Annotated in this window: 12 protein-coding genes; 7 read left to right on the forward strand and 5 right to left on the reverse strand. The window is 44.8% G+C overall.

Annotated elements, in window-relative coordinates; all coding sequences use genetic code 11:
* The first annotated feature begins 174 nt into the window (after positions 1-174).
* The 3 genes from C2M32_RS01550 (at position 175) to C2M32_RS01560 (ending at position 4,987) form a co-directional block, all read left to right on the forward strand.
* Entirely contained in the window at positions 175-1,239 is a 1,065-nt protein-coding gene (locus C2M32_RS01550) for an efflux RND transporter periplasmic adaptor subunit (RefSeq protein WP_105166776.1), read from the forward strand.
* The gene (locus tag C2M32_RS01555; protein WP_105166777.1) at positions 1,236-4,310 is read left to right on the forward strand and encodes an efflux RND transporter permease subunit; all 3,075 of its coding nucleotides are present in this window, start codon (positions 1,236-1,238) and stop codon (positions 4,308-4,310) included. Before C2M32_RS01550 ends, C2M32_RS01555 begins: the two co-directional genes overlap by 4 nt.
* 188 nt (positions 4,311-4,498) lie before the next feature.
* Positions 4,499-4,987 carry a DUF3016 domain-containing protein gene (locus tag C2M32_RS01560; RefSeq protein ID WP_105166778.1) on the forward strand — a complete coding sequence of 163 codons (489 nt, stop codon included), beginning with the start codon at positions 4,499-4,501 and terminating at the stop codon, positions 4,985-4,987.
* Positions 4,988-5,047: 60 nt separating this feature from the next.
* Here C2M32_RS01560 and C2M32_RS01565 read toward each other — a convergent pair whose 3' ends face one another.
* Positions 5,048-5,341, reverse strand: coding sequence for a prephenate dehydrogenase (locus C2M32_RS01565; protein WP_105166779.1), 294 nt, complete (start codon positions 5,339-5,341; stop codon positions 5,048-5,050).
* 71 nt (positions 5,342-5,412) lie between these two features.
* Between C2M32_RS01565 and C2M32_RS01570 the strand changes: the two genes are divergently transcribed.
* Entirely contained in the window at positions 5,413-5,622 is a 210-nt protein-coding gene (locus tag C2M32_RS01570) for a hypothetical protein (protein WP_070986303.1), read from the forward strand.
* 20 nt (positions 5,623-5,642) lie between these two features.
* Here C2M32_RS01570 and epmB read toward each other — a convergent pair whose 3' ends face one another.
* The gene (gene epmB / locus C2M32_RS01575; protein WP_105166780.1) at positions 5,643-6,656 is read right to left on the reverse strand and encodes an EF-P beta-lysylation protein EpmB; all 1,014 of its coding nucleotides are present in this window, start codon (positions 6,654-6,656) and stop codon (positions 5,643-5,645) included.
* Between the two features lie 41 nt (positions 6,657-6,697).
* On the opposite strand from epmB, the gene efp reads away from it, so the two are divergent.
* Both efp and epmA read left to right on the forward strand, forming a co-directional pair.
* Complete coding sequence (gene efp, locus C2M32_RS01580; protein ID WP_070986301.1) at positions 6,698-7,264, forward strand: elongation factor P; 567 nt, start codon at positions 6,698-6,700, stop codon at positions 7,262-7,264.
* A gap of 82 nt (positions 7,265-7,346) precedes the next feature.
* The gene (gene epmA / locus C2M32_RS01585; RefSeq protein ID WP_105166781.1) at positions 7,347-8,321 is read left to right on the forward strand and encodes an elongation factor P--(R)-beta-lysine ligase; all 975 of its coding nucleotides are present in this window, start codon (positions 7,347-7,349) and stop codon (positions 8,319-8,321) included.
* A 20-nt stretch (positions 8,322-8,341) separates the two neighbouring features.
* On the opposite strand, the gene C2M32_RS01590 is transcribed toward epmA, so the two are convergent.
* The 3 genes from C2M32_RS01590 to C2M32_RS01600 all read right to left on the reverse strand — a co-directional run bounded on the left by C2M32_RS01590 (position 8,342) and on the right by C2M32_RS01600 (position 11,216).
* Positions 8,342-9,550: a methyl-accepting chemotaxis protein gene (locus C2M32_RS01590; RefSeq protein ID WP_105166782.1), complete on the reverse strand. Its 1,209-nt coding sequence runs from the start codon at positions 9,548-9,550 to the stop codon at positions 8,342-8,344.
* 108 nt (positions 9,551-9,658) lie between these two features.
* Positions 9,659-10,354, reverse strand: a complete 696-nt coding sequence (locus C2M32_RS01595) for a glycerophosphodiester phosphodiesterase (RefSeq protein ID WP_105166783.1) — start codon at positions 10,352-10,354, stop codon at positions 9,659-9,661.
* The gene (locus C2M32_RS01600; RefSeq protein WP_105166922.1) at positions 10,320-11,216 is read right to left on the reverse strand and encodes a DMT family transporter; all 897 of its coding nucleotides are present in this window, start codon (positions 11,214-11,216) and stop codon (positions 10,320-10,322) included. The genes C2M32_RS01595 and C2M32_RS01600 overlap by 35 nt, the downstream gene beginning before the upstream one ends.
* Positions 11,217-11,393: 177 nt before the next feature.
* On the opposite strand from C2M32_RS01600, the gene rnr reads away from it, so the two are divergent.
* Positions 11,394-13,874 carry a ribonuclease R gene (gene rnr / locus C2M32_RS01605; RefSeq protein ID WP_105166784.1) on the forward strand — a complete coding sequence of 827 codons (2,481 nt, stop codon included), beginning with the start codon at positions 11,394-11,396 and terminating at the stop codon, positions 13,872-13,874.
* The last annotated feature ends 1 nt before the right edge of the window (position 13,875 follow it).

Genomic DNA, 13,875 nt, shown 5'->3' on the forward strand with positions numbered 1-13,875 from the left:
CCCGTGAGCCGAAGCTCACGGGTAATATTGGTGTCTATCGTCATGCTTGAACGGTATAAACTGTCCTTAAATTAATTACCTACGTTTGAAGTGCTTTGGCTTATCTAGTCTATTATTAAGCTAACTTTGAGTTCAACAAATGGCGTTACTCGCCACATCTCGTAGGAGCCTATTATGGGACTTGTTAGCAAGTATTGGATGTTACTTGGGTGTTGTTTACTGATCGCGTGCAGCCCAAAAGAACAAGAAAATGAGCAGAACACTCAGTTAAGACCGGTTAGAACACTCACCGTCGGGTTGTTTCATGCGGGGCCTGTTCAAGAGTTCCCTGGGGTGGTTGATGCCGCTAATACCGCAGAGTTATCATTTAAGGTATCGGGGGAGGTGACCAAGTTGCTGGTTAAACAAGGGCAAGAAGTAAACAAAGGTGATGTTATCGCGGTTTTAGATGACACCAGCTACAAGCTGGCCTTTGATGAAGCGCAAGCATCGTTTGACAAAGCCAGTGCTGATTTCAGTCGTGCAGAAAAACTACTTAAAACGGGCACTATCTCTCAAGCCGACTACGACCAATTAAAACTACAATATGCCAGCGCCAAGAATAAGTTAGCGACCGCTAAAAATAATCTGGAATATACCACTTTACACGCCTCTTTTAGTGGCGTGGTTGCTCGCACGCACATAGAGCAGTTCGAAGAAATTCAGGCCAAGCAGCCGATTGCGACATTACAGGATATAAAAACCGTTAACATAAAAGTGAATGTGCCGGAAAGCATGATGATCACGGTTTCAAAAGATGTGCCTAAACAGATCTACGCTGAATTCTCAGCGATTGAAAATGCCCGCTTCCCTCTGACTTTTGTGGAAGTGAGTACCAAAGCGAATGAAGTGACCAATACCTACGAGGTGACGCTGGCAATGAGCCCCCCTTCAGGTTACAACATTTTGCCGGGTATGACCGCCAGAGTGTTTGCCAGCGAAGTATCGGCTGATCAGCAAGCTATCTACTTACCAATTAATACGGTGCTAAAAGATGAGCTTGGCAACTATGTTTGGACCGTTGCAAGCGTGGGAAATGGTAAGGGTAAAATCAGCAAAACGCCTGTCACAGTGGGTGAGATGACCAAATATGGGTTTCAAATTACCAGTGGTTTATCTGTTGGTGAACAAGTGGTGTCGGCGGGCATGAGTAAGGTAACGGATGGTCAATTGGTTAAATTTAAAGGAGGCGCATCGTGAATATTACTCGTTTAGCGCTTGAAAATGACCGCACCGCTTGGGTGATTTTTGCCTCCATGTTGCTGTTTGGCATCTTAGCATTTAACAAGATGCCAAAAGATTACGATCCCGGTTTTATTATTCGCACCGCTCAGGTTGTTACTTATTTTCCCGGTGCAAGCCCACAGCGTGTCGAAGAGCTGGTCACCGATCAAATTGAAAAGGTGGTGCAGCAAATTCCCGAGTTAGATTTTGTCAAAAGTACCTCCAAAACAGGCGTGTCTATCGTCAGTGTTAATATCAAAGAGAGTTACAAAGACATGCGGCCAATTTGGGACAACCTGCGACGAAAAATACAAAGTATTGAAGGTGATTTACCCAATGGCACTCAAGCTCCCATTGTCAATGATGAGTTTGGTGATGTATTTGGCATCGTCGTCGGACTGACCGCTGAAGGGTATAGTTACCGAGAAATGCAGGATGTAGCTGAGCAGGTACGAGACACTTTCTTACGTCTTCCTGAGGCGGCGAAGGTAGAAATATATGGTACTCAAGAGCAACGCGTGTTCATTGAGTTTGAAAATAGTCGCTTAGCAGCGCTGGAGCTATCCGCCGCTAATCTAAGAGAGCAACTTAGAGCCCGTAACATCGTCAATCCCGGCGGCACCTTATACGTCAATGATGAAACGCTGGTGGTAGAGCCCAGTGGTAATTTTGAGTCAGTATCTGAGATAGCCAACACCATTATTAATGTTCCAGGGAGTGAGCAAGTTATTTTGCTTTCAGATATCGCGAAAGTTTATCGTGATCACATTGAGCCACCGCAAGCCAAGGTGCGGGTAGATAGCGAGCGAGGGCTCACTATCGGTATTTCGATGCGCAAAGGGGGTAACAATCTAGAGCTCGGTGAGCAGGTTAAGCAAGCCATTGTGCGCTTGGAAAGTGTGTATCCGATAGGAGTGGAGTTTAAGCTGCTGTCTTTTTTACCACAGGAAGTGGAGAAAAAAGTCAATGATTTCGTCTCTAATCTGGTGCAGGCCATTTTGGTTGTCACCGTGGTGATGCTATTTACTTTAGGTTTGCGCACTGGATTTGTGGTGGCCAGTTTGATTCCGATGAGTATGGTATTTGGCATACTGGTTATGTCTTTTTTTGATATCAGTATCGATCAGATCTCCTTGGCGGCGCTGATCATTGCCTTAGGCATGTTGGTAGACAATGGCATCGTTATGTCAGAAAACATTATGGTGCAGATGGAACAAGGACGACGTGCGGTGGACGCCGCGGTAGAGTCTGCGCAAGAGCTCAAAATCCCACTGCTAGTTTCATCATTGACCACAGGCGCTGCGTTTTTGCCGATTTTTCTGGCGGAGTCGGCGACGGGGGAATACACCGCTTCTTTGTTTAAAGTGGTAACGATCACCTTACTGTGTTCGTGGCTATTAGCTTTGACGATGATCCCCATGCTGTGCGTGAAGTTTGTAAAAGTAAAGGCACAGCAACAAGAGACATTTAATAGTCGTTGGTATAAAAGCTATCGGGCCATTTTAACGAGCTTAATGAAGCATCGCTGGTTGACTGTGGGTGCCAGCATATTGATGTTGATCATCGCGATTCAGGCGTTGCAGTTTATTCCTAAGCTATTTTTTCCTCCCTCTGATCGAGCTTACTTTAAAGTTGAGTTAGAGCTTCCCGTAGGGACACGCTTAGAAACCACAGAAGCGCTAGTTAAAGACATGGACAGGTTTTTTGAAAGTGAGCTCAAAGTCAGCGCACAGCAATCAGAAGGTGTGACAAAGTGGGTGAGCTACATAGGCAACGGCGGGCCAAGGTTTTTGCTCAGCCATAATCCGGAACCAAACAGTGCCAACTACGCACTGATGATAGTGTCAGTGACCTCCTATACGTTGATTGATGAACTGATGGCCAAGATTGAACGCTATGCTTTTGATAATCATCCAGATTTATTGCTTAAACAGCGCAAAATAGAAAATGGCGCAGCGATTGATAACCCAGTTGAGGTTCGCATTATGGGCGAAGACAAAGCACAACTGATGGAAATTGCTCAGCAGGTCAAAGCGAAAATGCAGCAAACAGCAGGGTTAAAGTCGGTGAGTGATGATTGGGGTCTGCCCATTAAAAAGTTAGAAATCAATATAAACCAAGCCCGTGCTCGTCGTGCGGGGGTTTCCAGTGAAGACATTGCCACTTCGTTACAAACGGGGTTAAGTGGTTTAGAGCTGACCCAGTATCGAGAAAAAGAAGATACGATCCCGGTGATCCTACGCTCTGTGGCCGCTGACAGACAAGATATTGCCAAGCTAAAAGCGATGGCGGTATATTCACAAGCCTCTGGCAACTCAGTCCCTTTACAACAAGTAGCGGATGTTAAAGTAGTATGGGAGAGCGCACAGATCTTTCGTCGCGACAGAGTTAAGTCTGTGGTACTAGGCGCTCAAATTGATGGCATCACAGCCAGTGAAGGGTTTGCACATTTAACGCCTTGGTTAAATGAACAGCAAAAAAATTGGCCGTTTGGCTATACCTATGAACTGGGTGGTGAGGCTGAATCATCGGGTAAAGCGAATCAGTCTATCGCAGAGAAATTACCGATTGCGGTACTGATCATTGTCCTATTGTTAGTGGCGCAGTTTAATTCGATCCGCAAGTCGCTGTTGGTGTTAGTCACCATCCCACTGGGGTTTATCGGTGTGGTAGCGGGGTTATTTATTGGTCAGTCATTTTTTGGTTTTATGACATTGTTGGGCGTTATCTCGCTTGCGGGTATTGTGATCAACAATGCGATAGTATTGCTGGAGAAAATAAAAACTGAGCTCGACAGTAATCCCGAAGACCCTGTGGTGGCTATTATTATGGCTGCACAAGCGAGGATGAGACCGATTTTATTAACTACAGCAACGACGGTGTTGGGGCTATTACCCTTGTATCTAGGAGGGGGGGAGATGTGGGAGCCCATGGCACTGAGCATTATGGGCGGTTTGTTGTTTTCAACCATTTTAACGCTTGGGGTTGTGCCCGTGTTGTACGCTTTACTGTTTGCTGTGCCAGAACAAAAAGTGAAAGCTCAATAGCCGTTACGACGAACATAGCGGCTTATTTGCTGGCAATAGAAGTGGACGCTAGCTGTGAACTAGCGGATTGTAAATGCAATGATGTTTACTGCAAATTAATGTAAAAGAGCGTAAACCTAAAAGACAGGTCAGCATAAATTCAGCTAAATTGCTCAAAGATGGTAGTGTGGATATGAGGAGATTTAACTATGAATAAGTTAGTACTAATGATTGTCGGTATCTTCAGCGCATGTGTGGTTCATGCTGGAGAAGCACAAGTTACATTTAAAGACTTTAAAGATTACCGTGATGTAAGACCGTCTAATGAAGCAAGAGGGAGTTACCACAAAAGAGTGGCTCATCAACTGGAAAAGCATATGGCGAAACTCGCTCAGCAATTACCAGAGGGTTATAAATTAAGTATTACTTTTGATGATATTGATTTAGCAGGCGATGTGCGCTTTAACATTGATGATATACGTGTGGTAAAACCCATCTATTTTCCACGTTTAGATATCAGCTACAGCCTAACTGATGACAAAGGGTTGCAGCTAATCAATGAATCCGATGTTAACCTTAAAGATATGGGATTTATGGACCGAGCGAAGATTGGCCATGAGGAAACGCTTTATTATGAAAAACGATTGCTCAAAGAGTGGTTTGCAGAAAGTATCCTGCCAGTTGTTGAATCAAAATAGAGTTTAGTGGCGCGCTCATGGCAGCGCGCACTTTTTACTTTAACAGTCGTAAGGGAATACCTATTTGAATGTGGCGAGTAGCTGTAGCAGGTGTTGTAGTTTTTTAACCACAAAGGCCAGCTTTTGTTCATCAATTTGCTCTGCTTTGGACAGTGCTTCAACATCTGCCGCCACATCTAATACATATGGTTTAAAGCGTTTAGCTTCAAAGGTAAAGCCCGCGTCTTCGGTGAATAAGGCTTTAAATTTGCCATGGCCCTGCTGCTGTAATTCGTCTAATTTTTTATCAGCATCAAGTGATTGACGGTAAACAACTTTTAGGTTTTCATTCAATTTTTCAATGATAGTTTGCATATTTTTCCTAAAGTTATTGTTGAAACGGCCGATAGTCTACTTGGATTCATCTAAAAAGTCAGGTAACGCTTATGAATATTTCCGGAAATAACCTGCCTGTGATGTCTGGTGCAGGCTCAAGTGGCGAAGTATACAGTGCCTCTTTAGCCAAAAAGCAACAGCAAGCAGACGGGAGAGCAGCCCTTGCTTTGATTGAAGCCGCTGGGTCTAGCGCAGCCGCGCAAAGTCCTGCAAAATCAACCACAGCAACTTTAGGTAACAATATTAACGTGTATGTTTAACGCGTGCGTTATTCGTATTGTTAATCAAGCTGTAAATCAATCGGTGTCTTACTTGTTTTGCCACCGATTTCTCTCACCAACTTTGGTACCAAAAATCCAGGCAGCGTTTCTAACATCTGCGCCATAATACTTCTGGCCTGTGTTTCGTCCACCTCAAAATGGCTAGCGCCTTCGACCTTATCAAGCAAGTGTAAATAGTAAGGTAGTATATCCGTCTCGAATAGTGCTTCACTCAGTGCAATCTGTGCGTCTGGTGTATCGTTTATCCCCTTTAACAACACGGCTTGGTTGAGCAAAGTGACATTGGCGCGCTTTAGCATTTGCATGGCGTGGCTAAAAGTTTCGTCAATTTCATTCGCATGATTAATATGATTCACCAAAATAACCTTAAGTCGGCTGACAGCTAAACGTTCACACAATGTTTCGGTAATGCGTGAAGGCAATACAACGGGTAATCGGCTGTGAATACGCAATCGCTTAAGCTGTTTGAGTGGCTCAAGCTGGTTGAGTAACCAGTCTATTGCATCATCTTTGGCCATTAACGGATCACCACCACTTAAGATGACCTCGTTGATCTGAGGATGTTGTTTTATATATTCCACTACATCAAGCAAAGAACGTTTATTCAGTTGGTTTTCCTGATAAGGAAAATGACGACGAAAACAATAGCGGCAGTTTACAGCGCAGCCCGTTTTCAACATCAATAAGATACGCGAGCGGTATTTATGTAATACACCGGGCTGCGCGCTTTGTTGCTCTTGAAGCGGGTCTTTATTAAACCCCGCTTTGGCGAGGAATTCTTGATGAACAGGCAAGACTTGTAACAGTAAAGGATCGTTAGCATCACCATAGCGCATTTTTTTTATGAACGGCTTTGGCACGCGCACAGGAAATAAACGTCTCGCTTCGAGGTCTTTTGTGTCAAAATACGCCTCTAAACCCAACATATTGAGTAAGGTTTGTGGGCAAGTTACTACATTTGCCAATTCTTTTTGCCAGTTACTATGCAAATTTACTTCATTTGTTTGTATCATTAGCAGGTTTATTACTCGATAAAAGATGATTAGAGGATACGATGGCGAATTATAGCACCAACGAGTTCAAGGGCGGCTTAAAAATTATGTTAGATGGCGAACCTTGTGCCATCTTGGAAAATGAAATGGTTAAACCTGGTAAAGGTCAGGCATTTAACCGCGTTAAGATCCGTAAGTTGATCTCAGGTAAAGTGTTAGAGAAAACGTTTAAGTCTGGCGATTCGGTAGAAGGCGCAGACGTAATGGACACGGATCTAGCTTACCTATACACAGACGGTGAGTTCTGGCATTTCATGAACAATGAGACATTTGAGCAAATCGCAGCTGATGAAAAGGCGGTGGGTGATAACGTAAAATGGCTTGTAGAAAATGATGTATGTACCATCACTTTATGGAATGGTAACCCTATCGCAGTTACGCCTCCTAACTTTGTTGAGCTTGAGATCACAGAAACAGATCCTGGCCTAAAAGGTGATACGGCGGGTACGGGTGGCAAACCTGCAACTTTAGTGACTGGCGCAGTGGTACGTGTTCCATTGTTTGTACAAATCGGTGAGGTTATCCGTGTGGATACTCGTACCGGTGAATACGTAAGCCGTGTGAAGTAATTTTTTAATTACGTGTCTGAATTTTCAGACAGACATAAAAATCCCAGCTATTGCTGGGATTTTTGGTTAGTGAGAGAGTGTAATGTCAGAGCAACTTTGGGCACCCAGTGCCGATATTTCAACCTTAAAACAACGCGCTAAGATATTGGCGACGATCAGAGCGTTTTTTGCTGAACGTGACGTGTTGGAAGTAGAAACGCCCAGTATGTGTGGTGCCAGTGTGACGGATGTACATTTAGTCAGCTTCAAAACGCGCTTTGTTGGACCGGGTAATCATCAAGGCCAAGATTTGTATCTACAAACCTCCCCAGAGTTTGCGATGAAAAGGTTGCTCGCTGCAGGCAGCGGTCCGATATATCAGCTTGCTAAAGCATTTCGCAACGAAGAATCTGGACGGCACCATAACCCAGAATTCACCATGCTTGAATGGTATCGTCCGAGCTTTGATGAATTTGCTTTAATGGATGAAATAGAACAATTGTTGCAACGGGTATTAAACTGTCAGCCATGTTCGCGTATGACCTACCAGCAAGCCTTTATAGATATATTGGGATTAGACCCTTTGTGTGCGAGTCTGGATGAGTTAAAACAATGTGCAAGCGAGCACGGTTATGAGGATATTGCAGCGACAGAAACACACCCAGATACCTTGCTACAGCTGTTGTTTTGTATGCAGATTGAGCCAAAAATTGGCATTGATGCGCCGTGTTTTGTTTATCACTTTCCCGCCTCACAAGCGGCGCTGGCTAAATTGAACGAGCAAGACGCTCGTGTTGCTGGGCGATTTGAACTGTATTATCAAGGCATGGAACTGGCAAATGGTTTCAATGAGTTGACGGATGCGACCGAACAGGCTCAACGTTTTGAGGCGGATAATCAACTACGTGCGCAAATGGGGTTACCGCAAGTTGCGATTGATCAGCATTTTATTGAGGCGCTGCAACATGGTTTACCACCCTGTTCAGGGGTCGCATTAGGCGTAGATAGATTAATCATGTTGGCTTTGGGTAAAAGCCGAATTGATGACGTTATCTCGTTTACTGTGGGGCGCGCTTAACGGCCCACAGCAACAACAGCTTAAACAAAGCGTTGTAGTTCTTTTTGTGTGGTTTCAGTGAGCTGTTGTGCTCGCTGACAATCACTTAGTGCCGCATCAATCTGTGTTTTTGCTTGCTGGGCCAGCGCCACAATTTGCTGCACGGTTTCATGGGTATGAGCTTGGGTTGACTCAAGCTGGTGAACCGCGCTGGCAATTTGTTCAAGCTGTGCCTGATTACGTTCAAAGTCATGGCTCATATCGGCGAAGCCTTTGGAGGTTTTGCTAATGGCTTGCTCTGCTGATTTTGAATGGCTGATCAGCTGTTCCGACTCGCGATTGGTTTCACCTACTAAGCTATTCATTTGGTTAATAAAATCACTTATCTGTCTGGTCGCGTCATTGACTTTTACCGAGAGACTGCGAACTTCATCGGCCACCACAGCAAAACCGCGACCCGCTTCACCTGCGCGAGCGGCCTCAATGGCAGCATTTAACGCTAATAGGTTGGTTTGATCGGAAAACTCTTCGACCATTTTTAGTATGCTGCGAATGTTTTCGCTGTTTTCTTTCAAGCCGGACACCGTACTCGAAAAGTTACCCAATAATTCGGTGATTTGTTTTACTTCATCGACTAAAGTGGCTAGCTCTTGTGAAGAACTTCTGACGAAGTGCAAGCTTTCGGTATTGGCTTGATACACCTGATCGGTATTGGCGACGATACTTTGCAGGCTATGACTTACTTGATCACTGGCAGCAATTATGGAATCACTCATGTTTATTTGCTGTGCGCCAAACTCTGCGGTTTGTCCCATAGAGTGAGTCACTTGGTAATTGCTGGTGGCGGCAGTTTGTGCGCCTTCGTAAGTCTTTTCCAGTAATTCCCTTAGATGCTGCGTAAAGGTATTGTATTGTTCGCTTAGTTCTCTGAACTCATCATATGTGAATTTGGGTAATGTGGCGTTGAGATTACCATCCTGACGATTGGCTTGCTGTAGGCTATCTCGCATTGCTCGCACTGGGCGAACAATCAAAAAACGCATATAAAACAACGTAAATATAAATCCGCCCACAGCGCCCAACGCCATTAGCCAAAATAATCCTAGGCTTGTACTGTTATTGCTTTCTAACTCATTGTAAAGCCATATTAATGTGATAATTTGAAAAGCAAAAACGAAACTTAAGTTGCCAAAGATCTTCCGTGACAGCGTGTAGAAAAAACTCTGTTCAATTTGATTATATAAGCGCATGTATAAACTCATTGTTAGCTCTGCATATCCATGTTTATTCTATTGAGTGTACTTGTTGGCAGCGACAAGTAGGTAAAACACAAATACTTCTTTAATCAATAATATATGCTAAGAACGCGATAAAATCATTTTTGCGTAACAAGGAAAGTTACTAAAAATTCCATCCACTCCAAACGCGCGCATATCTTCAATGTCTTGCTGTTTATCGACGGTATAGGCAAAAACCTTTAACCCTCTTTGCTTCGCATCATCAACAAATTGGTGATTGATAAAGTTTTTGTCGATATGAATGCTGTAGGCGTGCAGTCGTTGTGCGAACTCGGCGTAATGCAAAGGGATAGAAGCGGTTAGCGCGCCAATTTTGACCCAAGGTAGGTTTTGCTTGAGCCACACCAGCTGATGATGGTCGAAAGAAGAGACTAGGAGCTGATCTCTATTAATTACGCCATTTTGAACATTTTGCTCTATGCTGGCGACGAACTGGTCTAAACCAAATGTATGTTTCAGTTCGAGGTTGATCATTGTTTTTTGACCAATCTCATCAAATACCTGCTGTAAGTTAGGAATATGCTCGCCGTTACCAGCATCCAATAACTGAATGTCTTGCAGGCTGGTTTGGTTGACCTTGCCTGTGCCATTGGTGGTTCTATCGAGCCAAGTATCATGGACGATAGCGTAATCATCTGCGCAACTTTGCACATCAAGCTCAATGCCATCTACATCGGCTTGTAAAGCGGCGCGAATAGCACTGAGCGTATTTTCGGGGTAATTACCGCTGGCACCCCGATGCGCGAATACTAGCATGTGGCTTTTTCCTTGTGATAGACCAAGTCTCGAAACAGGCTGCACTGATCACCAGTAACCCGCCTAACAAGGTCATTATTGTTGGTTTTTCTGCCAACAGCATAAAGGCCAATAGCGTCCCGTACAAGGGTTGCAAACAAGAAATTAATCCAGCGGTTGTGGCCGATAAATGCTTTAAGCTGCTAGCAAACAGCGCATGCGGGATTGCTGTAAATACGGCTCCTGCTAATAAAATGTAGTACACATCTTGGCTCGGCAGCGCACTTGGCTCAACTTCAACGAACGCTGCTAACATCACACACGCTGTGAGTGTTTGATAAAACATCGTATGCGGACCACTATAGGAGGCGAAAAAGCGCTTTTGTAGTAGGTTACGGGTCGCAAACAGAGCACCAGAAAAGATACCCGTGATAATCCCCAGCGTCACTTGATTACCAATGCTTGCCTCGGGAATGAGCAAATAAATACCAAACAATACAATCAGTGCACTGATGACGTCTTTGCTTTTAATGCTCTGTTTGGTGAATAAAGGCTCCAAAAATACCGTGATCACCGGATAGGTAAAAAACGCGATGATCCCAGTGGCAATCCCCGCCATTTGCATACCTGCGAAGTAGGTAACCCAATGAAGGCCAACCACAACACCTAGCAGTACAGCAATAAGATAGTCACGGCCGTTTGCCAAACGCAGTTTCTTGCCGCTGAGCTTAAGCAGTGCTGCCAATACCACAAAAGCCACGCCCGTACGGTACACGGTGATATCCAGCGCTGATAAGTTAATTAATTTAGAAAACAGCGCGGTACCACCAAACAGCAACACGGCGATGTGAAGGTAGATAAGTGAAGTTTGCTCTGGGCGCATGGTGAACATCGTTTAGTTTCAATGGGTGGGCAGTGTACCATGTGGACAAGAAAAAGTGCTTGTCAATCTAATGAAACTGACTCGCCACGCGTTAAATAAAACTTTCATGCCCTGTCCCTGTCTCATTAGCGGGTTTTGGGTTAAAATAACAACATAACTCAATTAACAAGTTAGTGAATGTCAAAACAGGATCCTCATCTCAGTCGAGAGCAAGATAAATACGAAAACCCAGTACCTAGTCGCGAATTTATATTAGAGCACATTAAAACTGCCGACAAAGCGACCACCTTTAGTCAACTCTGTAATAGCCTCAATGTGTTGGATGATGAACGTCAAATCGCGTTTAAGCGTCGTCTACGTGCTATGGAGCGTGACGGACAGCTACATTTCAACAAATTCAAGCGTTATGTTATTCCAACCGATGATGGGTTGGTGAAAGGACGCGTAATAGGCCATCGCGATGGCTTTGGCTTTTTAGCTGTAGAAGGCGAAGAGAAAGACTGGTTTATCGCCAAACACCAGATGAACTCTGTGTTACATGGTGACATTGTGTTGGCAAAAGCTGCCAGCCGTGGTTCGGGTGGTAAGGTTGAGGCACGTATTGTTCGAGTACTTGAGGCTGAACGGACACCTATTGTTGGGCGTTACTTTGTCGAACATGGTACTTCGGTTGTGGTACCGGAAGATCCGCGCATTACGCAGGATATTATCATTCTTCCTGGTAGTGAGAATGGCGCGCGACACAACCAAATGGTGCAAGTACAGATCACGCAAAGCCCCACTCGACAAATGAACGCGGTGGGTAAAGTGATAGAAGTACTTGGTGAACACATGGCCCCGGGTATGGAAATTGAAGTTGCGCTGCGTAACCATGATATTCCACATATTTGGCCCGAAGCGGTATTGGCTCAGGTTGCTGTTCATGGTGAAGAAGTTGCGGAGGCGGATAAACAAGGTCGAGTGGACTTAAGAGACTTACCCTTAATCACTATAGATGGTGAAGATGCCCGTGACTTTGACGATGCGGTCTATTGTGAGCGTAAAGAATCAGGTGGCTGGCGTTTATGGGTGGCAATAGCAGATGTCTCTCATTATGTCCCTAAGGGAAGTGCGCTTGATAGGGAAGCGATAGAGCGCGGTAACTCGGTATACTTTCCTGAACAAGTGATCCCTATGTTGCCTAAGGTCTTGTCTAACGGTTTATGTTCACTTAACCCTGAAGTTGACCGCTTATGTATGGTGGCAGAAATGACGGTCTCACAGGACGGTCACTTATCTGGCTATCGGTTCTTTGAAGCGGTCATGAATTCTCACGCTAGAATGACTTACACCAAGGTGCATGCCATTTTACAAGGGGATGAACTCTTACGTGAGCAATATGCCTCGTTAGTACCACACCTGACTGATTTACAACAAATGTATATGGCACTTAAGTCAGCAAGGCAAATCCGTGGTGCTATAGAATTTGAAACCACGGAAACTCGGTTTGTATTTAACGCGCATCGTAAGATTGAGTCCATCGTGCCTTTGGTTCGTAATGATGCCCATAAGCTGATTGAAGAATGTATGATCTTGGCTAACGTGTCGGCGGCAAAATTACTTGAAAAGCATGAAGCCAGTGCTCTGTATCGCGTTCATGACGAACCAGATCAGGAAAAGTTAAGCCATTTCAGGCAGTTTTTAAATGATTTAGGCATTGAAAGCTTGCTGCCAAATGATCCGTCGCCATTAGAATTGACCGCAGCTTTGAATCAGCTAGGTGAACGACCAGAGCAAGAGCTGATCCAAACCATGCTGCTTCGTTCAATGAAACAGGCGGTCTATCAACCGGATAACATTGGTCACTACGGGCTGGCGCTGGATGCCTATGCACACTTTACGTCCCCAATTCGTCGTTATCCTGATCTAGTGGTTCACAGAGCCATTAAAGGCATCTTGAACAAACAGGGGCACAGCACTTCAGGTGCTTATGTGTATGACAACGATGAAGTGGACCAGCTGGGTGAGCAATGTTCAACCACAGAACGTCGAGCAGATGACGCGACCCGAGAGGTGGCAGACTGGCTTAAATGTGAGTTTATGCAAGATCACGTTGGGGATGAATTTACTGGGGTTGTATCGTCAGTGACAACATTTGGTTTATTTGTTCGCCTCGATGACTTGCAAATTGATGGCATGATCCATATTTCCAGTTTGGGACAAGAATATTTTCATTTTGACGGAGCCAAGCATTGTTTGGTTGGAGAGCATAGCCGTCAGGTATATCGTTTAGGCGATAAATTAAAAGTGGCGGTGGCGTCGGTGAGCTTGGACGATCGGCGTATCAACTTAGCGATGGCTGGGGAGCAGTTACCAGATCGCTATGCAAGGCGTCGCAACAAATCTGCCAAGTCAGAAGATAAACCAGCACTGAGTAGTGTAAGGGCTCAGTTGAAGGCGGGTAAAATCCCCACGAAGGGAGATACCGACACGGATAGAAAAGGCGAGCGAAAGCCTCAAAAGGGTAAAAAAACGACGCCAAAGGGTAAACTCAAAAAAGCTAAGAAAGCAGCGGCTGAGTTGCCAAAGGGAAAAGCCAAGACAAAAGCCAAAAAAAGTAAGGCGAAAAGGCCGGGTAAGAACGCGAGAAAACGCGGCAATAATAGCTCTGGAGCATAAC

This window comes from Pseudoalteromonas sp. T1lg23B (assembly GCF_002964665.1).
GTDB lineage: Bacteria > Pseudomonadota > Gammaproteobacteria > Enterobacterales > Alteromonadaceae > Pseudoalteromonas.